At 39.0% G+C, this 24,242-nt stretch carries 21 protein-coding genes and 1 pseudogene; all 22 read right to left on the bottom strand.

Going from position 1 to position 24,242, the window contains the following annotated elements; all coding sequences use genetic code 11:
* Positions 1-2: 2 nt before the first annotated feature.
* On the bottom strand, positions 3-326 hold the full coding sequence (gene ftsL, locus C0J00_RS01835) for a cell division protein FtsL (protein ID WP_104967296.1): 324 nt from the start codon (positions 324-326) through the stop codon (positions 3-5).
* 2 nt (positions 327-328) lie between these two features.
* Entirely contained in the window at positions 329-1,279 is a 951-nt protein-coding gene (gene rsmH / locus C0J00_RS01830) for a 16S rRNA (cytosine(1402)-N(4))-methyltransferase RsmH (RefSeq protein WP_104967295.1), read from the bottom strand.
* Positions 1,280-1,382: 103 nt separating this feature from the next.
* Positions 1,383-1,781, bottom strand: a complete 399-nt coding sequence (locus tag C0J00_RS01825; protein ID WP_158667300.1) for a hypothetical protein — start codon at positions 1,779-1,781, stop codon at positions 1,383-1,385.
* Between the two features lie 19 nt (positions 1,782-1,800).
* Entirely contained in the window at positions 1,801-3,051 is a 1,251-nt protein-coding gene (locus C0J00_RS01820) for a glutamate-5-semialdehyde dehydrogenase (protein WP_104967293.1), read from the bottom strand.
* A gap of 9 nt (positions 3,052-3,060) precedes the next feature.
* Entirely contained in the window at positions 3,061-3,864 is an 804-nt protein-coding gene (gene proB, locus C0J00_RS01815) for a glutamate 5-kinase (RefSeq protein WP_104967292.1), read from the bottom strand.
* A gap of 362 nt (positions 3,865-4,226) precedes the next feature.
* Positions 4,227-4,820: a PepSY domain-containing protein gene (locus C0J00_RS10430; RefSeq protein ID WP_158667299.1), complete on the bottom strand. Its 594-nt coding sequence runs from the start codon at positions 4,818-4,820 to the stop codon at positions 4,227-4,229.
* A gap of 223 nt (positions 4,821-5,043) precedes the next feature.
* Complete coding sequence (gene tkt, locus C0J00_RS01805) at positions 5,044-7,029, bottom strand: transketolase (protein WP_104967291.1); 1,986 nt, start codon at positions 7,027-7,029, stop codon at positions 5,044-5,046.
* 150 nt (positions 7,030-7,179) lie between these two features.
* The gene (gene fsa, locus C0J00_RS01800; protein ID WP_104967290.1) at positions 7,180-7,824 is read right to left on the bottom strand and encodes a fructose-6-phosphate aldolase; all 645 of its coding nucleotides are present in this window, start codon (positions 7,822-7,824) and stop codon (positions 7,180-7,182) included.
* A 215-nt stretch (positions 7,825-8,039) separates the two neighbouring features.
* Positions 8,040-8,738, bottom strand: a complete 699-nt coding sequence (locus C0J00_RS01795; protein ID WP_104967289.1) for an HAD family hydrolase — start codon at positions 8,736-8,738, stop codon at positions 8,040-8,042.
* An 86-nt stretch (positions 8,739-8,824) separates the two neighbouring features.
* A complete protein-coding gene (locus tag C0J00_RS01790) occupies positions 8,825-10,099 on the bottom strand; it encodes a class II D-tagatose-bisphosphate aldolase non-catalytic subunit (RefSeq protein ID WP_104967288.1) in 1,275 nt (424 codons plus the stop codon).
* A gap of 15 nt (positions 10,100-10,114) precedes the next feature.
* The gene (locus tag C0J00_RS01785; protein ID WP_104967287.1) at positions 10,115-11,182 is read right to left on the bottom strand and encodes a PTS fructose transporter subunit IIC; all 1,068 of its coding nucleotides are present in this window, start codon (positions 11,180-11,182) and stop codon (positions 10,115-10,117) included.
* Between the two features lie 11 nt (positions 11,183-11,193).
* Positions 11,194-11,511 (bottom strand): PTS fructose transporter subunit IIB, encoded by a 318-nt coding sequence (locus C0J00_RS01780; protein ID WP_104967286.1) that lies wholly within the window; start codon positions 11,509-11,511, stop codon positions 11,194-11,196.
* Between the two features lie 12 nt (positions 11,512-11,523).
* Positions 11,524-11,982 carry a PTS sugar transporter subunit IIA gene (locus C0J00_RS01775; RefSeq protein WP_104967285.1) on the bottom strand — a complete coding sequence of 153 codons (459 nt, stop codon included), beginning with the start codon at positions 11,980-11,982 and terminating at the stop codon, positions 11,524-11,526.
* Positions 11,969-13,981 carry a BglG family transcription antiterminator gene (locus C0J00_RS01770; protein WP_104967284.1) on the bottom strand — a complete coding sequence of 671 codons (2,013 nt, stop codon included), beginning with the start codon at positions 13,979-13,981 and terminating at the stop codon, positions 11,969-11,971. Before C0J00_RS01770 ends, C0J00_RS01775 begins: the two co-directional genes overlap by 14 nt.
* Positions 13,982-14,016: 35 nt before the next feature.
* The gene (locus C0J00_RS01765) at positions 14,017-14,718 is read right to left on the bottom strand and encodes an MIP/aquaporin family protein (RefSeq protein WP_104967283.1); all 702 of its coding nucleotides are present in this window, start codon (positions 14,716-14,718) and stop codon (positions 14,017-14,019) included.
* A 33-nt stretch (positions 14,719-14,751) separates the two neighbouring features.
* A complete protein-coding gene (gene glpO, locus C0J00_RS01760) occupies positions 14,752-16,581 on the bottom strand; it encodes a type 1 glycerol-3-phosphate oxidase (protein WP_104967282.1) in 1,830 nt (609 codons plus the stop codon).
* A 9-nt stretch (positions 16,582-16,590) separates the two neighbouring features.
* Entirely contained in the window at positions 16,591-18,102 is a 1,512-nt protein-coding gene (gene glpK, locus C0J00_RS01755) for a glycerol kinase GlpK (protein ID WP_104967281.1), read from the bottom strand.
* A gap of 514 nt (positions 18,103-18,616) precedes the next feature.
* A complete protein-coding gene (locus C0J00_RS01750; RefSeq protein ID WP_104968797.1) occupies positions 18,617-18,874 on the bottom strand; it encodes a DUF896 family protein in 258 nt (85 codons plus the stop codon).
* A gap of 283 nt (positions 18,875-19,157) precedes the next feature.
* The gene (gene glyS / locus C0J00_RS01745; protein ID WP_104967280.1) at positions 19,158-21,194 is read right to left on the bottom strand and encodes a glycine--tRNA ligase subunit beta; all 2,037 of its coding nucleotides are present in this window, start codon (positions 21,192-21,194) and stop codon (positions 19,158-19,160) included.
* Positions 21,194-22,114 carry a glycine--tRNA ligase subunit alpha gene (gene glyQ / locus C0J00_RS01740; RefSeq protein ID WP_104967279.1) on the bottom strand — a complete coding sequence of 307 codons (921 nt, stop codon included), beginning with the start codon at positions 22,112-22,114 and terminating at the stop codon, positions 21,194-21,196. Before glyQ ends, glyS begins: the two co-directional genes overlap by 1 nt.
* Before the next feature lie 358 nt (positions 22,115-22,472).
* Positions 22,473-23,231 carry an elongation factor Tu gene (locus C0J00_RS01735; RefSeq protein ID WP_104967278.1) on the bottom strand — a complete coding sequence of 253 codons (759 nt, stop codon included), beginning with the start codon at positions 23,229-23,231 and terminating at the stop codon, positions 22,473-22,475.
* 245 nt (positions 23,232-23,476) lie between these two features.
* Positions 23,477-24,238 (bottom strand): annotated as a pseudogene (gene fghA, locus C0J00_RS01730) (S-formylglutathione hydrolase); the annotation flags it as partial.
* Positions 24,239-24,242 lie beyond the last annotated feature (4 nt).

The raw sequence follows: 24,242 nt of genomic DNA, 5'->3' as shown, positions 1-24,242 counted from the left end.
TTCTACTCCACATTTTGAATATTGTCATTTTGAATGCTTAATCCAGCTTTTTTGGCAATTTCAGAAATACGATCATAACGGCTCAGTTCATTGACCTCTTGCTTAGCGTCATTTAAATCCGTTTGAGCACCGTTTATTTCAACGTTCCAATGATTGATTTCTTGTTGTACCTGCATATTACGACTTTGCAGATAAATAATGCTAATTGCCATGACAATTGCTGTTATCACAATGGCACCATAAAAAGCCTTTTCAATACGAGTAAAGGTACGGATCCTTTTTTGAAGAGCTTCTGTGAGCGCTTCACGTTTGGTTTCGTTTGGCATCGTTATTTCCTAACTTTCTTTGCCACTCGCAACTTGGCTGAGTGAGCACGATTATTAGCTTCTAATTCTTCTTGACTTGGTAAAATCGGTTTCCGATTAACCAGCTCCATCTTAGGTTGTAAGTCATCTGGAATAAATGGCAAGCCTTTTGGAACTTCTACCGTTGAAGCCTCTTTGAAGAGTTGTTTGGTTAAGCGATCCTCCAAAGAATGGAAGGTAATCACAGAAATGCGTCCATCGACAGCTAATAAATCCATAGCCTCTTGGATAGAATCATCTGCTGCACCTAATTCATCATTGACCTCAATCCTAATGGCTTGGAAAATCTGTTTCGCTGGGTGTCCTTTTTTCTTGAGTTCTTTAGCAGGTTTAGCTGATTTAATAAGCTCAGCTAATTCGGTTGTTGTCTCAATCGGCTTGACTTGACGGGCTTGCTCAATCTTACGGGCAATCTGTTTAGAGAATTTATCCTCACCATACTTAAAGAAAATACGAACCAGGTCGTGGTAGTCATAAGTATTGATCACATCGTAAGCTGTTAGCTCAGCTTGACGGTTCATACGCATGTCAAGAGGGGCGTCCTGCTTGTAGGAAAAGCCACGCTCACGCTCATCTAGCTGTGGACTGGAAACGCCCAAATCATATAAAATCCCATCAATCTCAGTCACACCTAGTTGTTCTAGATTCGACTTCAAATGACGGAAATTATCTTTGATAAAGGTAACCATTCCTTTGTCAATATAGTCTTTTAGTTTTACTTGAGCATTATCAATAGCTGTCTGATCCTGATCAAAACAGTAGAGGTGACCCTTTTCAGATAATTGGGATAACAAATATGACGTATGGCCTGCGCCACCAAGGGTCGCATCCACGTATATTCCGTCTGGCTTGATATCAAGCATATCAACGGTTTCGTGCAAAAGCACCGTTACATGATGAAAGTCTTTAGTCATAACCTTTATTATATCATAAATGATTCTTGCTTGCCTTAAATGTGCAAAAGACAAGGATAGCCTAGCTCTTGGAGCAAGCAGTTCAGGTAAAAACTGGCTTTTCTTAAATTAGGCTATCTAGCAAGTCTCGAGCCTTTTCTTTTAGCTGTGTCACCTGCTCAGAAATCGTCTCTATCTCCTCACGGACCCGCCAATCTTTGACGATATTATCAGCCCAAATATCCCATAATCGATCATACTTTGTGTTTGAGATATAAGGAATTAAGCTAAATGGACTATCTTCCATAACATCGTGACTAATGTTGATCAACTGATTTAAGGCTTCTAGTTTCTGATTGAGCTTAGTGATTTTATCCCTTTTGACACTACTCATCAAAAAGTTGCCACCAAACAAATCAACTAAACTCCAATCTTTGAGGCTATCAATATCCCGTTGGCACTCTCCGATGGCGGTCAATAGATTATCTAAAGCTTTCTTTGCTTCTGTGTTTTGATCATTCATAGAAATACCTCGGAAGTGATTATTCTCTGATTTGCCCTTGACCATTAATATAAAATTTGGTTGAGGTCAAGGCTTCCAAGCCCATTGGACCACGCGCATGCATCTTCTGCGTTGAAATACCAATCTCAGCACCCAGTCCAAAGACAAAACCGTCCGTAAATCGAGTTGAGGCGTTAACATAGACGGCTGCTGCGTCGATGCTGTCTTGGAATGTTTCCGCTCTGCTAATATCCTGGGTTACAATCGCTTCTGAGTGATGAGTAGTGTAACTGTTTATCCAATCTAAGGCTTCTTCAAAATGATCAACTACCTTGACCGACATGATGTAATCCAGAAACTCAGTCGCAAAGTCTTCATCTGTCGCTTCAATAGAATTTGCCAAATAAGGCATTGCAGATTTATCAGCACGGAATTCCACTGACTGTTTACCAGAAAGTTCAGCTTCTAACTTAGGCAAGAAATCTGCTGCAACCTCACTGTGAACCACAAGATTTTCTGCAGCATTACAGACGCTTGGTCTGGAGGTTTTGGCATTGATAACAATTTTAGTTGCCATGTCTAAATCCGCAAACTTATCCACGTAAATGTGAACATTACCAACACCAGTTTCAATAACTGGCACCTTGGCTTTTTCTTTAACCGTTTGAATCAAGCGAGCACCGCCACGTGGGATTAAGACATCAACATAAGCAGTCGCTACCATCAATTCTTCTGCTACGGCATGAGAGGTGTCTTCGACCAACTGAACAACATCTGGATTGTAACCCGCATGCTCAATAACTTGGCGAGCTACCTTTATAAGAGCAGTATTCGAGTGAATAGCATCCTTACCACCTCGAAGGATAATAGCATTATTAGTCTTAAAGGCTAGACTAAAGGCATCAATGGAAACGTTAGGGCGACTCTCAAAAATCATGGCAATCACCCCTAGAGGCACTCGTTTTTGTACAATTTTCAAGCCATCTAAGTTTGTATAACCTCGCACGACTTGACCAATCGGGTCGGTCAGATCTGCTACTTGTCGCACCCCTTCTGCAATCGCCTCAATACGATCCTGCGTCAGACGTAAACGATCAACCATGACCTCTGAGATACCGTGCTCAGAAGCAGCTGCGACATCTTTAGCATTAGCTTCTAAAATCATTGCTGATGATTTGACCAGAGCATCAGACAAAGCTAGAAGCAACTGATTTTTTTCAACTGTTGATAACTTTGTTAAATCACGACTAGCCACTTTGGCTTGTTTTCCAAGTCTTTCGATTATTGACATAAGCATCTCCTACTTTTCTTGTTTAAAGAGAGTACCGATGACCTGACCATCCAATACTCTGAGAATATCTCTTGGATTTTCCCCATTCATCAAGACCATGGCACCACGATGTTCAAACATCATTTGGGCTGACTGGATTTTACTGAGCATCCCTCCTGTCCCAAACTTAGAACCCGCTCCACCAGCTGATTTTAGAATGTCTTCAGTAATCTCAGCGACATATGTTCGCAAAATGGCATCATCATAGATGGTTGGGTTTTTATCAAAAAGTCCATCGATGTCTGACAGCATAATCAAGAGATCTGCTCGGACAATCTTAGCCACGATAGCCGACAAACGATCATTGTCACCAAATTTAGTCGTGTGGTCCATCTCATCAACGCTGACAGCATCATTTTCATTAACAATGGGAACAATCCCTAAATTCAGGAGACTCTCAAAGGCGTTGGTAACATTTTCTAAACTCTCAGGAAATTCCACCACATCACGGGTCAATAAAATTTGAGAAACTTTTGTTTGATAATGAGAGAAAATCTGAGCATAGAGACTCATCATAGCTACTTGACCCACACTTGAGACAGCTTGTTGCTTTGCTAATTCATGAGGTCTTTTGTCCATATCTAAGAGGTTTAAACCAAAGCCCATGGCTCCCGAAGAAACCAAAACAACCTCTAGCCCTTTATTCTGTAGACTTGCAATGACAAAAGCCAACTGATCTATCTTTTCTAAATTGATATTACCATCTGGTAGAACCAGAGAACTGGTTCCGATTTTTATGACCAGACGTTTTACCTTACTAAATTCACGTTTCATAAGCAGATTATACTAAATTTTTTAAAGAAATGACATGACTAAGGACAATAAAAAGCGAAAATCAAAGATTTTCGCTTAAGTTCAAAGACAACAGATTAAATGCTAATATTTCTTAAGTTTTCTCACTCTCGGATTGTGCTAATATTCAAACTAAACAGACAGATGTTCGATCGTTCGCACTTATCTCTTAAAGGTATCCTCATCTTTAACTAGCACACAGAGGTCTCAAAACTGCTATGACCTAACTTATCTCAATCAACTTAAGGTAGCTGCTTCGCTGTTAAATCTCTTTTAGAGTACCTCACCACTACTATGGCCAATAATAAAAAACGTTCTGATTTAAATGTCTCTCAAAGGTTAATTTAATTGTTAACTGATTCTGAGCTTTGTTCCAGAATATCTCCTGTATTGGCATCAATCGTGTAAGAATACTCTATCCCATCTTTAGAAAACTCAATGTCATAACTTGGTGACTCACTATCAGAGTCTTCTTCTACTCGAACATTGTCAACATCCTTTTCAGAAACTTTAGCAGCATCTAAGGCTTTCTTTTTAGCATCCTCTTGGTTTAATGTTGATGATGTCGAAGTATGACTGGCAGTACCTTCTGCTTTTTCGGTACTTTCTTCTAAAATATCACCTGTATTAGCATCAATGGTATAACTATATTCTGTTTGATCTTTCGTAAATTCAATGTCATAAGTTGGTGTCGCATCATCAAAATCTTGCTCTAGCTGAAGATTGGTTGCCTCTTTTTCTTTTACACCAGCCGCTTCAAAAGCTTTTTTCTTAGCTTCTTTTTCAGAAAGCTTGACAGATGTATTATCTTTTTTAGCAACTTGGTTGGTCGTGTTTTGCTGTTTTTCAACCTTGTCATCATCATCTATATCACACGCTGCTAATGCAAGAACAGACAAAGCAGTCACAGCAAGTAAACTTATCTTTTTAAATGGCATAGGAGCCTCCTTTATTTTAGGCAAATTTGGTTTAACCAAAATGAGTTTATAACAGAGAGATAACCAACATGTCTGAAGTGCCTGATTGGCTCTATTAACAAATAACTTCAACTGTAATCTGCACCGTAGTTGGCCATCTCTTTGCAATCTATATTACTATTGTATTCGGTTACAGATTTCAAAGCAACTAAAAAGCCTCACCTTTGTGAGACTTTTGTAACTCTTAAAGAGCCTTGTATAGATCAAGGGCATTAGCGACTGTAAAGCCGTACTCTTCAAAGATTTTATTTCCTGGCGCAGATGTTCCCCAGGTATCGATAGTGAGGGTTGCACCATTCAAACCAGTGTAACGTTCCCAACCAAAACTTGCTGCTGCTTCAATCGCAAGGCGTTTCGTTACTGAACTTGGAAGAACTTCTTCTTTGTATTCAGCTGGTTGAGCATCAAAGAGGTTTTGTGATGGCATTGATACTACACGAACATGAGTACCTTCTTCAGCTAGCGCCGCTTGCGTGTCAAGGGCAAGTTTGACTTCTGAACCTGTCGCAATGATAATACCATCAAGATCACCTTTTGCTTCTGAAAGAATGTAGGCGCCTTTATTAAGACCTTCTTCAGCTAATTCAGAAGTTCCCTCAAGAACTGGTAAGTTTTGACGAGTCAAAACTAACATGGTTGGTGTTTTCGTTTCACTAAGGGCACGCTTCCATGCTGCATTAACCTCGTTACCGTCAGCTGGACGGATCACGTTTAAGTTTGGCATAGAACGAACACTTGCCAATTGCTCGATTGGCTCATGAGTTGGTCCGTCTTCTCCAACAGCTACAGAATCATGTGTCATGACGTAAACAGTTGGTAATTCTTGTAAAGCCGCCATACGAACAGCTGGGAGGAGATAATTTGAGAAGACGAAGAAGGTTCCGCCATAGACACGGCTACCACCATGTAAAGCGATACCATTCATAGCTGCTGCCATGGCAAACTCACGAACACCAAACCAGATATTACGACCTTGGTAGTTATCTGCTTGATAATCCGTTTCAGCCTTGACCATCGTGTTATTTGAAGCAGAAAGATCTGCAGAACCACCCCAGAAGTATGACACTTGCTCAGAAATTTGTTGAATAGCGGCTTGACTGGTTACACGGCTAGCTGAACTTTCTCCAACTTGATGAGCTTCAAGTTCTACTTCAACTGGTTTCAATGCAAAAGCTTCTTTATAGTCAGCTGCTAATTCTGGGTACTCAGCTTCATATTTAGCAAAAAGTTCATTCCATTCTGTTTCTGCTTTTTCACCACGCGCTTGCAATCCTGCTGCAAAGCGCTCTGACACTTCTTCAGGTACTGTAAAGGCAGGATAGTCATAGCTATAGGCAGCTTTAGCGTGAGCAATGCCTTCATCACCAAGAGGCGCTCCATGAACAGCAGATGTTCCTTGGTTCTTAGCACCGTAACCAATGATGGTTTTGATTTCGATAATGGTTGGTTTTTCTGATTCTGCTTTGGCTTCTTCAATTGCTTTAGCAATAGCTTCTAAATCATTACCATCCTCAACCAAAAGGTGTTGCCATCCATACGCTTCGAATCGACCTTTGACATCTTCTGTAAAGGCTTTTGAGGTTGGCCCATCTAGTGAAATGTCATTTGAATCGTAAAGGAGAACCAATTTACCTAATTTCAAGTGTCCTGCCAAACTAGCTGCTTCTTGAGAGACACCTTCCATCAAATCACCATCACCATTAAGCGCAAAGGTATAGTGGTCAACGATATTAAAATCAGGTTTGTTATATTTAGCAGCTAGGTGCGCTTCTGCCATCGCCATACCGACAGCGTTAGCAATCCCTTGTCCGAGTGGCCCAGTTGTCGCTTCAACACCATCTGTGTGGTTGACTTCTGGGTGCCCTGGTGTTTTAGAACCAAATTGACGGAAGTTTTTGATATCTTCCATAGAAACATCGTAACCTGACAAGTGGAGAAGGCTGTAAATCAAAGCACTACCATGACCTGCTGATAGGACAAAACGATCACGGTTAGTCCATGAACGACTTGTTTTTGGATTAACATTCAAAAATTGATTCCAAAGAACATAAGCCATTGGCGCTGCTCCCATCGGTAGTCCTGGGTGTCCAGAGTTGGCTTTTTGGATCATATCCATTGAAAGTGAGCGGATGGTATTTACCGCTAGTTGATCAACTGCATCAAAAGTCATAATTCCTCCTTTATGACAAGAAATGGTCTCCCATTTCACAAAAATTGGTATGTAATCGTTTTTAATTATACCATAAAATTGAACTTATTTAACTCATTAACTAATATTATTACCACAAAATGCCTGAATACTTTCAGACATTTGTTCTTTTTATTGTTTAAATGCTTCCCAATCTTTCAAGAATGTCTCAATACCTGCATCTGTCAATGGATGTTTTGTCATTTTATCAAACAGAGCATCTGGAATAGTAGCAATATGAGCCCCTAAGCCTGCTACTTTTTCGACATGAGTAGCATTACGAATACTTGCGGCAATAATTTCTGTTTCAAACCCATATAAATCAATGATATGTCTCAATTCTAAAATCAGTTGATAGGCATCTGTCCCAATATCTTCCAAGCGTCCAATAAATGGACTAATAAAGGTAGCACCAGCTTTCATTGCCATTAAACCTTGGGAAACCGTAAAGATGAGGGTCACATTCGTCTTAATCCCTTCTTGAGACAATATATTAACAGCCTTAAGACCTTCTGATGTCATCGGAATCTTGACCACTACATTGTCAGCCCATTTGGCAATAACTCTAGCCTCTTCAACCATGTCTTCTGCTTTCAGGGCAGTCACTTCAGCTGAAACAGGAGCATCAACGATGCTACAAATCTCTTTAATGACCTCTTCAAAATCGCGCCCCTCTTTGGAGATGATTGTTGGATTGGTCGTTACGCCATCAACAACACCCAGACTGTTGATTTCCTTGATTGCTTCTACATTAGCTGTATCTAAGAAAAACTTCATGTAAACTCCTTTTCAACTTTTAAAAATAAATTTGTTTCCAAGATGACATCATCATAAATGCCACTCCCTTCGAATTGTAATCGTTTTCTATTTCAAAGTCAATAATTTAGATATTTTTTCATTATTTTCTTATTTTTCTTGAAAACCACTATTTTTCAAATAGATTTTTCAAAAAACAAGTGAAAACAACTTATGATTTCTTGATATAGCCACCATTACCGAATGATTGCTGTAATTAAACTATATAAATCATCTAAATCATTAACTTGATAATCCGCTTGATATTCAATATTGGATTTTATATTACCTCGCCTATTAAACCAAACTGTCTGCCATCCTGCTGATTTAGCACCAACAACATCATTTTCAAAAGAGTCACCTACATAAAGGTATGTTTCTGAATCATTTTCATCTTTCGCTAAATCAAATATTTTTTTGTTAGGCTTGGCAATGCCTATTTCTGAAGAAATAAGAATATTTTCTCTATCAAACCATTTGTATAAGCCAAGCTGTTTGATTTTATGATATTGATGCTCTTTAGGACCATTGGTAATGATACCTATTTTAGTTCTATTTTTTTTAAGAAACTCAAATAACATGGCTAATCTACTATCTAATTCGATATTCCCTTGATTAAGTGCATACTTTTTTTGAAATAAAATAGCAGCTTCATCTGTAATGCTGATGGAAAAATCTTCTAGAGCAGCTTTAATTCTATACATATGCATATCCTGTATAGTCATTTCACCAGATTCTGATTTTTCAAAAACTCGGTCACTGTATTGACGACTTAATGTGTAAATTTCCGATATAGGAACATTGATATTTTCAAATGTTTGTCTAAATGCTAGTTCAAATGGTTCTAGTTGATCATATAAAGTATCATCAAGGTCAAAAAAAATTGCTTTTATCATATATATCGACATAAAATGTCTAGTGTTTTTCAGACATTTTATGTACTTTCACCTATTTTCTAATGTTATCCACTTTACACCTATTATCAATGAATTACTGATTTGATTCTACTTGTAACACCTTTCAAATTATAACATTCTGCATAATCTCTAATTGGACGCTTAATATGATCAATAACATAGCGTTTTCCATCGATATTATGTCTAGCAAGATTTCGATAAAGTTTTTCAATTTCCTCTTTCACTTCATCATCATTAAAAGTATAATGTCCCGCGATGTCTAAGATTTCTTCCTGTAAGGCTACACTATCAGACAAAATCTCGTCTACAGTTAAATTGACTTGGTCTCCAACCATCCATTTTCTCCAACGTTCACTTTCGATTGCTTTTACAAGTAGAGTCTTAGCAATATTAGAAGGATGTTCAATAAGACCGTATTCCACTAACTTAGCTTCAACCTTGGCTAAATTTAAATATGCTCGAGTTTCTTCGGTTCCATACTGTGGTGCCACATTAGTCGCTGTGATTGAAGCTGGAATATGTTCTAGTAAAGTCACATCATCTAGATAATCACCATTGTGTTCTTTCAAACCAACTCCATACTTTTTAGCCATTTGTGCTAAGTCGTAAGCATTCTTAAAGTTAAAATCCCCTACTTGTTCTGTTTTACGAGTTAAAGTTCCTGTTTGACCAACAATAAAAGTAGGCATTGGTAAATCACGTTTTTCAAGTTCAACCTGGAGACGATTAATGAATGTTTCATAGGTTTCAGTTGATGTTAGGCCACCATTAGTTTCTTCAGTTCCTACTTCATAACCTATCTCAGGTAAATGACGTGCTTTACGTTCTTTTTCACAAAAATCGATTAGCTCAACAGTTCGCTCTAAAACAGTATCCAATGGGATGACTTTACCAACTTCAAAAGGATCTTTAGTTGGATCAATCATCAGCAAGTCGAAACCTGCCTCCATATCTCCAATATATGATTTTCTACCAAGTTCCATTGCTTCTTCGATAGGCAAATGATCATTTCTCTCTTTATCACGTTGCCATGGCCCACCGTGATCTCGGCAGAGATAATAAAGGTTGTCATAATTGATTTCTTCAGCAACTTCTTTAACAGCTTGTGCAAATGTGAATTGATTCCACCCTTGTACATATCCTCCACCCAACTCGTCTAGGTCAACTTGGTTACGACTAGCAATGAACATAACTGGGTAATCATCTTCTTGTGATAATTCCAAAGTTGCTTGTACACAGTTTTTAGACATTGGTCCGATTCCTAAGATTGTCGCAGACTCTCCTGTCTTTTGAAGTTCTAAAAGTCCTTGAACAGTTTGTCTAATAGATAATTTTGTCATAATAACTACTCCTTTTTATTTGCTAACTTTCTCTATGGTGCTATTTTCCAATGTAGGTTTTGTAAAATGTAGAATAATGACTGATACTAATGTACCTATTAGCATCGCAGTCGCATACCAAAGTTTTCCATTTACGACAGGCAAGATGATTAGTCCACCATGAGGAACCAATGCCTCAACATTATTCACCATTCCTAATGCTCCTCCAACGGCACTACCCAGAATAATTGCTGGTAAAACACGCTTCATATCCTTGACTGCAAATGGAATTGCCCCTTCTGTAATACCAATAAGGCCCATGAAGAAGGCTGAATATCCTAAATCTTGGTCTTCTTTAGTATATTTCTTGCGATCAATAAATGTTGAAATTGCCATTGCTAAAGGTGGTATAGCTACAGCAATACGGTGAGCACCGTTTGGAGAATACACCCCTTCTGCCATCAATGCTAATGTAAAAGCTGTTGCAGTCTTATTGATGGGACCTCCCATATCAACAGCTGTCATTGCACCGATGATTAGTCCAAGAATGATTGCACTGCCACCTTGAAGTTCTCCCAATGTTGCTACCAACCAATCCATAGCTCCTCCAATTGGTACAGCAATAACATAGATATACAACAAACCTAATACAAGAGTTGTTAGTATAGGAACAATCAAAATCGGCATCAATGTGCGAACAGTTGGAGAAACCTTCCATTTTTTGGTCCATTTAACAAAATATCCTGTCAATACCCCAAGTAACATCGCTCCTAAGAAGCCTGTTTTCACCTGTCCTTCCCCAATTGGATTATTGGCAATATAGCCTAAAATCATACCAGGAGCTAATGCCGGTTTACTAGCAATGGAATACGCAATGTAACCAGAAAGCAATGGAATCATCATAGCAAATCCTGCAACTCCAATATCATTTAAATTTTTCATGAATTGGTTTGTTATTTCCATTCCATTATCAGTTGGCTTACCAGTAGATAAAGCTACCGCTAAAAACACACCGCCAACCACTACTGATGGAAGCATATAGGATACACCCGTGTTAAATGCCTTCTGAACATCTTTCCACAATGAAGTTTTTTTAGTCACCATTTTCCATCCTCCTATATCAAAGCTAGAGCATCATCGAGTACTTGTTCTGGGTTTCTAATTGCTTCACCAGGATCAACCGAATGCACTAGTCCATTTCTATCTTTTTCATCAAAACGGTCATGTCCTTCAATTTCAACAGCAATTGCTAAAATCACAACGTCTGCTTCATCAATAGTTTCTTGTTCTAACTCATTCTCAATTCCCATACCACCTTGAGTTTCTACTTGACATTCAAAGCCTCGTTTCTCTGCTTCTTTTTCGATAGCTTCTTGAGCCATGTAAGTATGTGCAATACCTGTTGGACACGCTGTTACTGCTACGATTTTCATTGTTATTTCCTCCTAAATATTAATTGAATTAAGTAATTCATAAATTTTCTCTTTATCTGTTAGTGTTAACAGTTTATTTCTAAACTCTTCATCCAAAAGTTTTTTACTAACTTCTGAAATGAATTTCAAATGTAACTTTTCTGTTCCTGTCTCAGGAACTCCAATTTGAAAAATAAGTTGCGCTTGTTCTTCGGAACCTACAGACCATCTAAAAGGTTTCTTGCTTCTCAAAAAAGCTATAAATGGTTTTAAAACAACATCAGTTTTTCCGTGAGGTATCGCAATATCATATCCAATTGCTGTTGGTACCTCATCTTCTCGTTTCAATACAGCAATATTATATTCTTGTGCATCTTTAACATACTGAATTTCTTGTGCTTTCTCGGAAACTTTTTTTATCACGTTATCTTTTGTATCCAAGTCCTCATCAATAAAAATTAAAGCTCGGTTAATAATATTATTTTCTCCCATATAAATATTTCATGACCTCCAATTCACTGTCTTCTTTTTTTAATTTCATTAATCGTTGTTCGTCATTGATTAAATTATAAATTCTTGAAATAACCCTCTTTGTCTTTTTAATATCTTTTTTACTAATACCAATTATGAAAATAGTATCAACAAAATGACTCGACCATTTTATCTTTCGATTATTTTGAATAACAATAACAAAACTCTCTTTTACAAACTCTGATTTACCATGAGGAATAGCAACTCCTAAAGGCAGCTCTGTACTCCCTAATTTTTCACGTTTAGAGATAGAATCTATAAAACCATCAAAAATTAAATCTCTATCTATCAAAAAACTTTCGACTTTATTTAGAAGACTATTCTTATTACTAAACTTCTGTCCTAGCATTAAATAGTTTGATACATCATTTTTGATTTCCTTAGCAGAATTAGGCGATAATACATCCTTATCCTGATGTAAAATTTGAATTAATTCCTCATTTTTAGTGAATGCAGTGACATAATGAATCGTCCTATCCTCTCCCAATCCAGCAACAGTAGAGAGAATAACATCATATTCAGAATGATCCAGCTCTAAAAATTCCTCTATAGATGCTGTTTCAATTTCATCTAACGATGGTGCTAAATTCTTAATTCTATTAATCAATAATTCTGAAGTTACAATTCCTGTTGGACATATGACTAATATTTTTCGAATGCTTCCAAACTTCTCTAGCGATAATTGAAAATAAAGAGTTAAAAACGCAATCTCGTCCTCGGTAAAATTTGTACCAAAGTAATCTGATAAGCTATCCATTGCTATCCAAATCGAATTGAAAAGTATGGAATAATCAAGTTTTATCTGCTCCAAAAAAGGATTCTTAACAACCATTGCGTATCTTAATCGTGAAAGCATTGCAGGCACATGAACCATCAGTTGTTTTTTTAATTCATCATCTTTTGAAAAGTCAAACTCCATCACTTCTGAAATTTTTTCCATAATTATTTTGACATCAACTGTATTATTTACATCAGGCACCTGCTCAATTCTATAATTAACCAACATTTGAGATAAGTACTGAACGTCTTCATTAGTGTAGTCTATCTTCAACCTAAGTGAGGCCTTATGTAAAAGGGACGTTGCATTCCCAATATAAAATGCATGCTTAGCTTTATCTAAAGAATACATTTGATTTTTAATATGCTTCCTCTCATACAATTGACTAATCAGTGCGAGAAAGAACTGGGAGAAATTATCTAAATAAGCATCAGGAATGGCACATATATTTTTTCTGAAAAAGCTGTAAACAATATTATTAGAAACTTTTACCACAGCTTCTGGATAAAACGCTTTTAAAATGCTATTTTTATAATTTTCACTAGTATCAGAAACTGGAGAAAAATTTGAAAGAATGTATTGATTAACTCTTGTAAGAAGACTAATTCTCCTTTCCAGTGGCATTTCTATAACAGTTGTCCCATGTTTACTTCTTTTAAGTAGTGGTCCATTCCCATCATCAAATTCTTTAACAATTTCTTCAAGATCAGATTTAATTGATGTTTGGCTAACTAAATAGGTTTCAGATAAGTTTTTGAGCGTTATCTTATCATCTTCAATAAATAAGCGTTTAACAATCTCCATCCGCCTTTTTCTTGCTGATAATGCGGCATCCAAGTCTTCTATTTCTAATATTGGAAGTTCGTCATCTAATTTAATTCCAGCACCATGCTTAGATATTATTGAGAAGCCATTTTCTTTTAATCGTTCAATATCACTATACAAGGTTCTTAAGGAGCAACCAAGCTTCTTAGATAAATCCAAATGCTTTTGATAATTTGTTGATACTTCAAGTATTTGAACCAGTTTTTGCTGTCGTTCTGTAAACACCAAAATACCTCCTATAAATTCAATAGCTATTTCATTTATAATTAAATTGTAAGCGTTTTTTAAATAAGTGTAAATAACAAAAAATTGCAGCAAAATTTTGCAAAAATAAATATAAAAAACCTCCAAACCCATAAAGGATTTGGAGGTATAACTTTTTTATGATCTACTTACATCATCACATTAAAGATTAACACAGCTAATAAGCCACCGACGATTGGGCCGAAGATTGGAATCCATGAATAGCCCCAGTCTGAATCGCCTTTTTGTTTGATAGGAAGTAGGGCATGTAGGAGGCGCGGTCCGAAATCGCGGGCTGGGTTGATAGCATAACCAGTTGTACCACCGAGTGATAAACCAACACTGATAACTAACATACCAACACCGATTGTTGCTAAGCCTGGAGGCATTTTATAGGTACCGATTGCCAAGATAGCCAAGACCAAAATCAAGGTTCCCAAAACTTCTGATAAGAAATTTGAAAATGTATTTGGAAGAGCTGGCCCTGTCGCAAAGGTTCCTAAAATATCAGCTTGATTATCTGCTTCATCATAGTGCGGTTTGAATTGAAGATAAACCAAGAGTGACCCTAGCATGGCACCTAGAATTTGTACCAGGCTATAAATCAAGGCTGTTCCCCAAGAAATATCTCCTTTGAGTGCAAAAGCTAGACTGACAGCAGGGTTAAGATGGGCTGGAGCAACCATTCCTGAGATAAAGGCTGCCATTGCAACTGCGAGACCCCATCCCATGGTAATCACAATCCATCCTGAAGCATGGTTTTTCGTTTTAGGAAGAACAACACCTGCTACGACACCATTACCAAGTAACACCAAGATGGCAGTTCCAATAAATTCACCAAAAATATCCATAATGTTTCCTTTCACTATTTTTGATCACGTGCATTAGCTTTTTAAGATTGCTAAATCATTTTCTTCAAGAAGATCTTGGAAATCCCTTGTCTGTTCTGCTCTTTCCTCTGCTGTCCATTCTAAATGTTTGGCCATTTCTGCTATCACAGGTTCTACTAAGGCATCGAGTTCATCGCGTTTGAAGAGCATATGGTTGGTTCGACGCAAGAAGAAATCAGCTGGGCTCAAAGCCATTTCAAAATCCATGGCATAATGAAGGGAAAGGGTTTCTTTCAAATCAAGACCCGGTGCCGCTTCAACACTTCTTGCGAGGTTATAGACTTTAGGAACATTTGATCCATAGAGATTTGCTAGGTAACGAGCATCGTCCATTTCAAGACCACTGAGGGTTCCCAGTTGGGCGTAAGTTTCAATTTCAGAATCGACCTTAGCAGGATTGAGTTCACCACCAGAAACAGGATAGGTCTTAGAGTTAATCAAGCGGAACTTGCGACCAAATTCTTCATCAAGAACATGCAAGACTTTCTTAAGAGCCCCTTCAGCCATTTTACGGTAGTCAGTAATTTTACCGCCAGCCAAGGTAAAGAGTCCATTATCGTCACGGTCAAAGCTACTACCACGTGAAACAGCAGATGGATTGAGCTCTTTTTCCGAAGACATGGTTTCCATATGTCCTAAAACTTCTTCAACGTCATGGCGTGATTTTTCTTGGTTAAGGTAGGCTTTAACTGAATCAATCAAAGCGTCAAAGCTTTCATCTTTGAGTTTACCAGAATTACCACCATTATAATCCGAAGCATTATTACCTGCTAAGAGTGGACGAAGTCCTGCCCAGCTGCTTTCGATATCATCAACGGTGATATGGGCTTGAGGGAAGCGGTTGTTAATAACACCAATTAAGTAATCGACGTCTTCTTGAGTGACTCTTGGCTTCTCAAAGTCACCTTGATAGTCGGTATCTGTCGTACCAAAGTAAGTTTTATCCTCACGCGGAAGGACGAAAACCATACGACCATCATTGAGGCCAGTATCAACATAGACCGGTTGAGAAACATTGAGGCGCTTACGGTCTACTACCAGGTGAACCCCCTTAGTTGGGCGCATTTGATGGATAGGATTTTCGCTATTACCAAAATTTCGAATGGTATCAGACCACGGTCCTGTTGCATTGATAATCACACGGGATTTAATCTCAAATCTTTCCCCGGTAAGAAGGTCAGTTGCTATCACCCCAACCACTTTGCCCTCATCATCTAACAAGAAGTCTTCTGCCTTAACGTGACTAGCAATAAGAGCACCATCGCGATTAGCACGCTTGATATTTTCAATCACCAAACGGGCATCATTGTTTCGGAAATCAAGATAAACACCACCACCGAGGAGACCATCAGCTTGCAAGTCAGGCTCACGTTCCAAGACTTCTTGCTTACTCAAAACCTTGTTGGCAAATGGTGAATCCGAACCAATTTCAGCCAAGGAATCATAAAGATTCATGGCAACCTTGAGACCAAACATGTTGAAGGTTGTTCCCTCCTCATCATAAACCGGCAAAAGCATCGGGTCTGGCTTAGGAATATGAGGAGCAATACGTTGGACAACTGCACGCTCAGAAACCGTATCAGCTACCACTTCAACATCAAACTGTTTGAGATAGCGAAGACCACCGTGAACTAGCTTAGTCGAACGACTACTTGTCCCTTCCGCAAAATCCTGCATCTCAATCAAGCCAGTATCGAGTCCACTAGCTGCAGCTTGCAAAGCCAGACCTGCACCTGTGATACCCCCACCAATAATCAGTAAATCCAGAGTCCTATCTTGCATTTTTTGGAGAGATAATTGTCTTGTTACTTGTGAAAATTCCATATATTGCTCCTATTCTTCACCGTCAGCAGCGTAGACTTGCGTTGCTTTAACGGCACGTTTCCAGCCTTTATAAAGTTTTTCCTTGCGTGATTCATTCATAGTTGCTTGGAAGAGTTGTCCCGTTTCATTGAGTTCTTTGATAGCATCCATATCTTCCCAGTAGCCTACGGCCAATCCTGCTAAGAAAGCTGCTCCAAGAGCTGTTGTTTCCAGATTCTTAGCCCGGGCGATATCAATACCAAGAATATCAGCCTGAAACTGCATGAGGAAGTTATTCATTGCAGCACCACCATCCACACGGAGTTCAGGAATAGCAATACCTGTATCCAATTGCATGGTATCAATAACATCACGAACTTGATAAGCAATAGATTGTAAGGTTGCTTTGACAAAATCTTCCTTACTGCTACCACGTGTCAATCCAAAAACAGATCCCCTAGCGTTAGAATCCCAGTAAGGGGCACCGAGTCCTGTAAAGGCTGGTACGACATAAATCTCATCATCATCTTTGGATTTCAGAGCTAGTGCTTCTGATTCTGGTGAATTTTCAATCATTCGAAGACCATCACGAAGCCATTGAATGGCTGAACCAGCAATAAAGATTGAGCCTTCTAAGGCATAATAAACCTTACCATTAATCCCATATCCAATTGTTGTGAGCAGGTTGTTTTTAGACAGTTGCATCTCTTCACCAGTATTCATGATGATGAAAGAACCTGTACCATAAGTGTTTTTAATCTTACCTTTTTCAAAAGCTAGTTGACCAAAGAGAGCCGCTTGTTGGTCTCCAGCCATTCCTGAGATAGGGACTTTACCACCATAGAAATGGAAGGAAGCTGTATGCCCATAAATTTCTGAGTTCGATTTAACTTCTGGTAACATGGCTTTGGGAATATTGAGCAAGTTGAGAATCTCATCATCCCATTTAAGGTCTTTGATATTATAAAGCATGGTTCTAGCAGCATTAGAATAATCCGTCACATGGGCTGCACCGTCTGTTAATTTCCAAACCAACCAAGTATCAATCGTTCCAAAGAGTAACTCACCCTTTTCAGCACGTTCTTGAGCACCAGGAACCTTATCTAGAATCCAACGGACTTTAGTCGCCGAGAAATAAGCATCAATAACAAGACCAGTTTTCTCATGAATCATTTCAGTATGACCATCTTTTTTCAGCTGATCAGCTAATGGTGCTGTTTGGCGAGATTGCCAAACAATAGCATTATAAATCGGGAGTCCTGTTTCCTTATCCCAAACGACTGTTGTTTCACGCTGATTGGTAATCCCAATAGCCTCGATTTGCTCAGGTTTAATCCCTGATTCGATGAAAGATCCTGCGATAACAGATTGTACAGAATTCCAGATTTGGTTGGCATCATGCTCTACCCAGCCAGCTTGCGGGAAAATCTGTGGAAATTCCTTCTGACTGCTACTAACTTTCTTTCCTTTCTTGTCAAAGATGATGGCACGAGAGCTGGTCGTCCCTTGGTCAATGGCCATAATGTATTTTTCTTCCGACATATTTTTCCTCCTGATGGCGCTTATTTGGTAAGCGCTTACTTTTATTACTGTTTAACTATACCAAAACTGATAATTTTTTGCATTAGTTTTCATCATTTTTCTTAAAGAACTTTTTTTCACAATCTTCATTATGAGAATGAAATAGATTTCACATGCCTTTTGTCGCAATGACTCTCAATACTTTGTGAAAAAGATGGTATATGTTTTTTAGAATATCAAAACTTTTCTTAGAAAATGAAAAATGAGGATGAAAAGTACTTACAATAAAAAATAGAGGCTGGGACAAAAGTCCTAACCTCTCAATTCATTTTAGATTGTCAAGCAAGACGCAGTGGTTGAGTGGGCTCTAATTCACTGATTCTATCAGCTTTTACAGCCCCACTCCACTGTGCGGAGGTGGGAGTGAAATGGCCTGGGGATAGACCGTTTCAGCCCGAACCTAAAATAAAAGAGTGAGGGAAATCGAATTCTGACGAATGACCGATTTTTGTCCCACTCTCTACTTCTGTTCTTATTAAGATTCAGGATCATCTAGGCTACGCCCATGCAAGCCTTTTTCACGTTGAATTTGACGAAGCTTTTCTGGAGTTACGTCCTTACCATCTTCGTCTACCAGTTTAATTCCTTCGATGTGGTGACGCAATGATTTACGGTAACCATCTATATATTCGCGGCGAAGCTGCTCTTGCTCTACTTTTTCTTCACCTGTCAGACCAACTGTCTTTTTCTTTTTAGCTAATTCGTTGATGCGATTAATTTTTACTTGATCCAAATTTCCAATACTAAGACCGATAAGAAAACTTTCAGAATTTAGAAAACTAGCAACGGCTGCTTGTTTCCGAGGCAGTTCATCTAAACCTTGCGTTTCCAATCATATTCAAAGCCATAATCATTGACAACAAAACCTATATCATTCAGTCCTTAAACACTCTATACTTCTGTTGTGTGAAGCTAACCAAAGCAAGGCTTCAAGGGACAGTCAAAATAATAGCTTGATAGATTAATCTCAGTCTCCCTTTCTCTATTTTTATATTAACATCTTAATCATGCTGACATTATTTACTGTTCAACTGATTGAAAATAGCTACATAGCTTGCTTTATCAGCTAGAGTTTTCAAGATGGCTAGACGATTAGCTTTGAGAGCTTCGTCATCTGCCATAACCATGGTATTGTCAAAGAAGTCTGTGATGACTGGTGCTAGACCAAAGAGGGCTTCCACATTAGCAAGCATATCATGATTCATCTCTAAAGCTGCAACAGCTTCATGAAGAGCTTTTTCTGGTGCATTCTCAAAGAGGCTTGCATCAACAGTCTTCCCTTCTGCTTTTTCAGCCAGATTGAAGACACGTGACAAGCTTTCAACAGCTTCTTTGTAGCCTGCTTCTTTTGATTTTTGGAAAATAGCAGAGCTGGCAGCTAGCTGCTCGCTAACCACATAGTTGGTACTGTCAAGAACAGCTGTGCGAATGTCTTTTGGAATTGCTTTATCCATCATTTTATCCACACGGGCACGGATAAAGCTCATGACGTCGGCTTTATTATCATAAGACAAACTATCAAATGATAAAGCATACAAATCATTGATCAATTCATCTAATGGCATTTCCCAACCGAAGGCATCCAAGATACGAACAATACCCGCTGTCGCACGACGAAGAGCATACGGATCGTTAGACCCTGATGGAATGAGCCCTACAGTGAAGAATGAGAGAAGTGTATCCAGCTTGTCAGAAAGCGCTAGTACCGCACCAACTTTGGTTTCGGGTAAGGCACCGTCAGCTGAACTTGGCAGGTAGTGTTCACGAATAGCTGTCGCAACCGCTGCGTCTTCACCGGCAAGAAGGGCATATTTTTCACCCATAAGACCTTGCAATTCATCAAATTCACCCACCATACCGGTCAACAAGTCAAATTTATAGATTTGAGCGGCACGGGCAACTGCCTTGCTTTCTTCTGCTGAAAGATCAGCTTTTTCAGTCAAGTATTTCGCAATCACACCACTACGTTCCATGTGTTCTGCTAAAGAACCGATTTTTTCATGGAAGGTGACATCAGCCAACTTAGCCACTAAGTCTTCAATTTTGAGTTTTTGGTCTTCACGCCAGAAGAACTCTCCATCTTCCAAACGAGCCACCAGAACTTTTTCATTCCCTTTAACCACGTTTTCGATGTGTTGGTCATTACCATTACGCACTGAAATAAAGTTAGGCTTCAAGTTACCATCTTGGTCACGCACCACAAAATAACGTTGGTGGTTTTTCATTGACGTTACCAAAACTTCTTCAGGAATCTCAAGGTACTTGGCATCAAAGGCACCCATGAAAGCTGTTGGGTATTCGACCAAGTTGAGGACTTCATTAAGAAGATCTGGGTCGATTTCCACTTGAACATTCTCCGCAGCTTCAATAGCTTTGATTTGCTCAACAATCATGTCCTCACGCTCTTTGGCATCGGCGATAACAAATTGCGCACGCAAGTTATCTTCATAAGAAGTCGCTGAAGCAATCTCCGTTTCTTGACCAAGGAAACGGTGTCCACGACTGACACGACCAGATTGAATATCTAGGAACTCCATTTCCAAAGCCTTGTCATCCAAGAGAACCGTCAAGGTATGTACTGGACGAATGTATTCAAAGCTATTTTTAGCCCAGTGCATGTTAACTGGGAAGGTCATTTGATTAAGCACTTGAGGAATATCAACTAAAACCTCTTCTGCTAGTTTACCAGCTTCGTTTTTGGTGACATAGAGATATTCAACACCTTTGACTTCACGGAATTCGATGTCATCTGTCGTCAATCCTTTGCCACGCACAAAACCTTGAGCGGCTTTGGTGTAATTTCCCTCTTCATCAAGAGCAATTTTCTTCGCAGGGCCTTTGAAATCTTCTGTCAAATCAGTTTGTTGGTCCGCAAGACCTGTCACACGCGCCGCTAAACGACGAGGTGTTGAAAAAGTCTTGATGTCTTCAAAAGAGAGACGGTTATCCTTAAAGAAAGTAGCGAGGCGCTCTCCGAGTTGTTGTTCACTAGGTGTGACAACATAGGCTGGAAGTTCCTCCAGACCAAGTTCGATTAATAGATTTTTTGACATTATTCCGCATCCTCCTTCAATAGTTCTGCTCGTGTGGTTTCGTCTAAGAGTGGGAAACCTAGTTTTTTGCGTTCTGCTACAAAAGTTTTGGCAACGACACGCGCTAGATTACGGATACGGGAAATATAACCAGCACGTTCTGTAACAGAAACCGCGCCACGCGCATCTAGCAAGTTAAAGGTATGAGAACATTTTAAAACGTAGTCATAAGCTGGATGAACAAGGCCTTCTTCCAAGGCACGACCAGCTTCTTTTTCAAATTTCTCAAAATTTTCCAAGAGCATGTCTTGATTAGATAGTTCAAAGGAATATTTAGAATGTTCGTACTCAGGTTGCAAGAAGATTTCACCATATTTAACACCTGGTGCCCACTCAATATCATACACCGAGTCAACTTCTTGGATATAAGAGGCTAAACGCTCCAAACCGTAAGTTACTTCAGCCGTTACTGGTGATGTTGCTAGACCACCAACTTGTTGGAAGTAAGTAAACTGAGTGATTTCCATCCCATCGAGCCACACTTCCCAACCCAGACCAGCTGATCCAGTTGATGGATTTTCCCAGTTATCTTCAACAAAGCGGATATCGTGTTCCAAAGGATTGATCCCCAATTTTTCCAAGGACTCAAGGTAAAGTTCTTGAATATTTGATGGGGATGGTTTCATAACCACTTGGAATTGGTGGTGTTGGTAGAGGCGGTTAGGGTTTTCCCCATAACGACCATCTGCTGGACGACGTGAAGGCTCTACATAAGCCGCATTCCATGGCTCAGGACCAATGGCGCGAAGGAAAGTGTAAGGACTCATCGTACCTGCACCTTTTTCATTATCGTAAGCCTGCATCAGCATACAGCCCTGATCATTCCAGTATTGTTGTAAAGTTAAAATAATTTCTTGAAAGGTCAATTTTTTTGTTGACATAAATTTCTCCATTTTCAATTTTTTCTTGCGACGTGAGCATCAGCAGCCGATATTGCTGCTGAAAGCAAGCTAGTGCATAGGCTAGGCAAGTCGCTTCTCAGCGATTGCCGTTTGGCAGTTCGACTGACAAGGAGTTACTGACAATGCCTAGGCGAAACGTTAGTTTTTTAGACATATTGTCCTCCATTATATCAATTTCTTGCGACAAGAGTCGTTTGTTGCCGATATCGCGACAAACGACGAGTTAGTGCAGTATCTAGCTCAATCGTCCTAACGATGAGCGTGTGGCAAATCGACCACCGGGAGAAAACTGCCACTGACACTGTGAAAAGGTATGATTTTTCTAGCTAATTCTAGATTAGAACTCTTTTTCTAAAAAGTTATTATCTACCAACCAATCTAATAAAGGCTTTGAGTGATTGGTTTGCAGCCATTGATGATAGAGGGAAAACACTTCTTTTTCCGATCCTAAACTGGAGACAAGTTGATCAATCGTTAGAAAACTTCTCCAGTACTCATAAAAAATACTGGCATAGTTCCCCTCATAAGTTTCTTTTCCAAAATCATTAAGTGAATGCCAACCATATTTTTTCTGATACAAATCAACCAGTGCCTTATTACAGTTTTTTTCAGCTTGAAATTCATCAGCTGTCAAAAAATATTGACGACTAAGATATTCAACCATACCTTCTTCAAACCAAATAAAACTTTCATAATCCTCAAAGTCATCTTCAAAGAGTTCCGACCAATGCGCTAACTCATGACCAATGATTTGAAGGAGATGGTTTTCCGATAAGCGACTGTAATGAACTTTTATAGCACTAGTATCCTCATTAGGATAATCGTCTAGCTGCGCTAGATAAATCTGCTTCCAGATATCTATTTCAGGGGTCATCACAAGTCTAGTGTCATTAGTATAAGCAGGTATCGTAATATCACGAACAATGGATGTTGCTCCTGCAAGATTTGAGAATACTAGCATTTGCGGTAACTCTTCAAGAACATAATGCTTTCTCAAAAACGCTTGAAAATCTGCTAATCTCGATTGATGATTCTCATAGAAAGTTTGATAGGTTTCTAGTTCCTCTTGCCCAGTTACTAGATAATGAACTTCCATAATTTTCCTCACTCATCATAAAAAACCACGTTTCTCCACTCCCATGCCTAACTGACATAGGGGCGTTAAAACGCGGTTCCACCCTAATTTATGACTTCATTTGTTTTTTAATTGTTGACAAAAGTTCCAATTAATCTCTTCTACCATTCGGCTTTCACTATCCCGAACTCGCTTGTGGTAAAACTGAGAATAACCCTCTTTCTGCTTGTTATTATAGCAAACGAGGTCAACCTTGTCTAATCTTTTTACAAAATACCTAAGTTTTGGGCATGAAAAGCTATATGTTCTTCAACAAAGCTAGCAATAAAATAGTAAGAATGGTCATAACCGGCATGAAGGTTAAGTTGAACCTCAATATTATTATCTGCTGCAGCTTTGTTAAAGGTTTCTGGTTGCAACTGCTCTGAATAGAAATCATCAGCCAAGCCTTGATCAATCAAAATCGGACGAGTCTTGTCAACTTGACTTAGTAAGTGAGTGCTATCATAACTTGCCCAAGATGCTTTGTCAGCGCCAAGGTAAGCCGTAAAGGCTTTTTGACCCCAAGGCACCTGACTGGGGTTAACGATTGGGGAAAAGGCAGAAATCGATTGGTATTGCTCATAATTTTTCAAACCAATTTGAAGTGCCCCATGACCACCCATACTATGCCCAAAAATCGAACGCTTATCAGTCACAGGAAAATTCTCCTCAATCAGCGCAGGCAATTCTTCCACCACATAATCGTACATGCGATAATGTTCAGCCCAAGGTTGCTCTGTCGCATTGAGGTAAAAACCAGCCCCCTGTCCCAGATCATAAGCTTCATCATCAGCAACAGCTTCCCCACGAGGAGAGGTATCAGGCATGACCAGAGCCATACCGTACTTAGCAGCATATTGTTGAGCTCCTGCTTTGGTCGAAAAGTTTTCATCCGTGCAGGTCAATCCCGATAAGAAATAAAGGACAGGAACCTTTTTCTCCATTTCCACTTGAGGTGGGAGATAAATGGCAAAGGTCATTTCCGTTTAA

Source organism: Streptococcus pluranimalium (assembly GCF_002953735.1).
GTDB lineage: Bacteria > Bacillota > Bacilli > Lactobacillales > Streptococcaceae > Streptococcus > Streptococcus pluranimalium.
Note: the sequence above shows the minus strand (reverse complement) of the source record. Positions and strands in the feature narration are given on the sequence as shown.

Coding starts and splice junctions, on each gene's coding strand:
- glyS (WP_104967280.1), bottom strand. CDS start 21,194: ATGTCAAAAAATCTATTAATCGAACTTGGTCTGGAGGAACTTCCAGCC.
- proB (WP_104967292.1), bottom strand. CDS start 3,864: ATGAAACGTGAATTTAGTAAGGTAAAACGTCTGGTCATAAAAATCGGA.
- C0J00_RS01785 (WP_104967287.1), bottom strand. CDS start 11,182: ATGGTGACTAAAAAAACTTCATTGTGGAAAGATGTTCAGAAGGCATTT.
- C0J00_RS01825 (WP_158667300.1), bottom strand. CDS start 1,781: ATGAATGATCAAAACACAGAAGCAAAGAAAGCTTTAGATAATCTATTG.
- C0J00_RS01775 (WP_104967285.1), bottom strand. CDS start 11,982: ATGGGAGAAAATAATATTATTAACCGAGCTTTAATTTTTATTGATGAG.
- fsa (WP_104967290.1), bottom strand. CDS start 7,824: ATGAAGTTTTTCTTAGATACAGCTAATGTAGAAGCAATCAAGGAAATC.
- ftsL (WP_104967296.1), bottom strand. CDS start 326: ATGCCAAACGAAACCAAACGTGAAGCGCTCACAGAAGCTCTTCAAAAA.
- C0J00_RS01790 (WP_104967288.1), bottom strand. CDS start 10,099: ATGACAAAATTATCTATTAGACAAACTGTTCAAGGACTTTTAGAACTT.
- glyQ (WP_104967279.1), bottom strand. CDS start 22,114: ATGTCAACAAAAAAATTGACCTTTCAAGAAATTATTTTAACTTTACAA.
- tkt (WP_104967291.1), bottom strand. CDS start 7,029: ATGACTTTTGATGCAGTTGATCAACTAGCGGTAAATACCATCCGCTCA.
- glpK (WP_104967281.1), bottom strand. CDS start 18,102: ATGTCGGAAGAAAAATACATTATGGCCATTGACCAAGGGACGACCAGC.
- glpO (WP_104967282.1), bottom strand. CDS start 16,581: ATGGAATTTTCACAAGTAACAAGACAATTATCTCTCCAAAAAATGCAA.
- rsmH (WP_104967295.1), bottom strand. CDS start 1,279: ATGACTAAAGACTTTCATCATGTAACGGTGCTTTTGCACGAAACCGTT.
- C0J00_RS01735 (WP_104967278.1), bottom strand. CDS start 23,231: ATGGAAGTTCATTATCTAGTAACTGGGCAAGAGGAACTAGAAACCTAT.
- C0J00_RS01770 (WP_104967284.1), bottom strand. CDS start 13,981: ATGGGTTTGGAGGTTTTTTATATTTATTTTTGCAAAATTTTGCTGCAA.
- C0J00_RS01765 (WP_104967283.1), bottom strand. CDS start 14,718: ATGGATATTTTTGGTGAATTTATTGGAACTGCCATCTTGGTGTTACTT.
- C0J00_RS01820 (WP_104967293.1), bottom strand. CDS start 3,051: ATGTCAATAATCGAAAGACTTGGAAAACAAGCCAAAGTGGCTAGTCGT.
- C0J00_RS01795 (WP_104967289.1), bottom strand. CDS start 8,738: ATGATAAAAGCAATTTTTTTTGACCTTGATGATACTTTATATGATCAA.
- C0J00_RS10430 (WP_158667299.1), bottom strand. CDS start 4,820: ATGCCATTTAAAAAGATAAGTTTACTTGCTGTGACTGCTTTGTCTGTT.
- C0J00_RS01780 (WP_104967286.1), bottom strand. CDS start 11,511: ATGAAAATCGTAGCAGTAACAGCGTGTCCAACAGGTATTGCACATACT.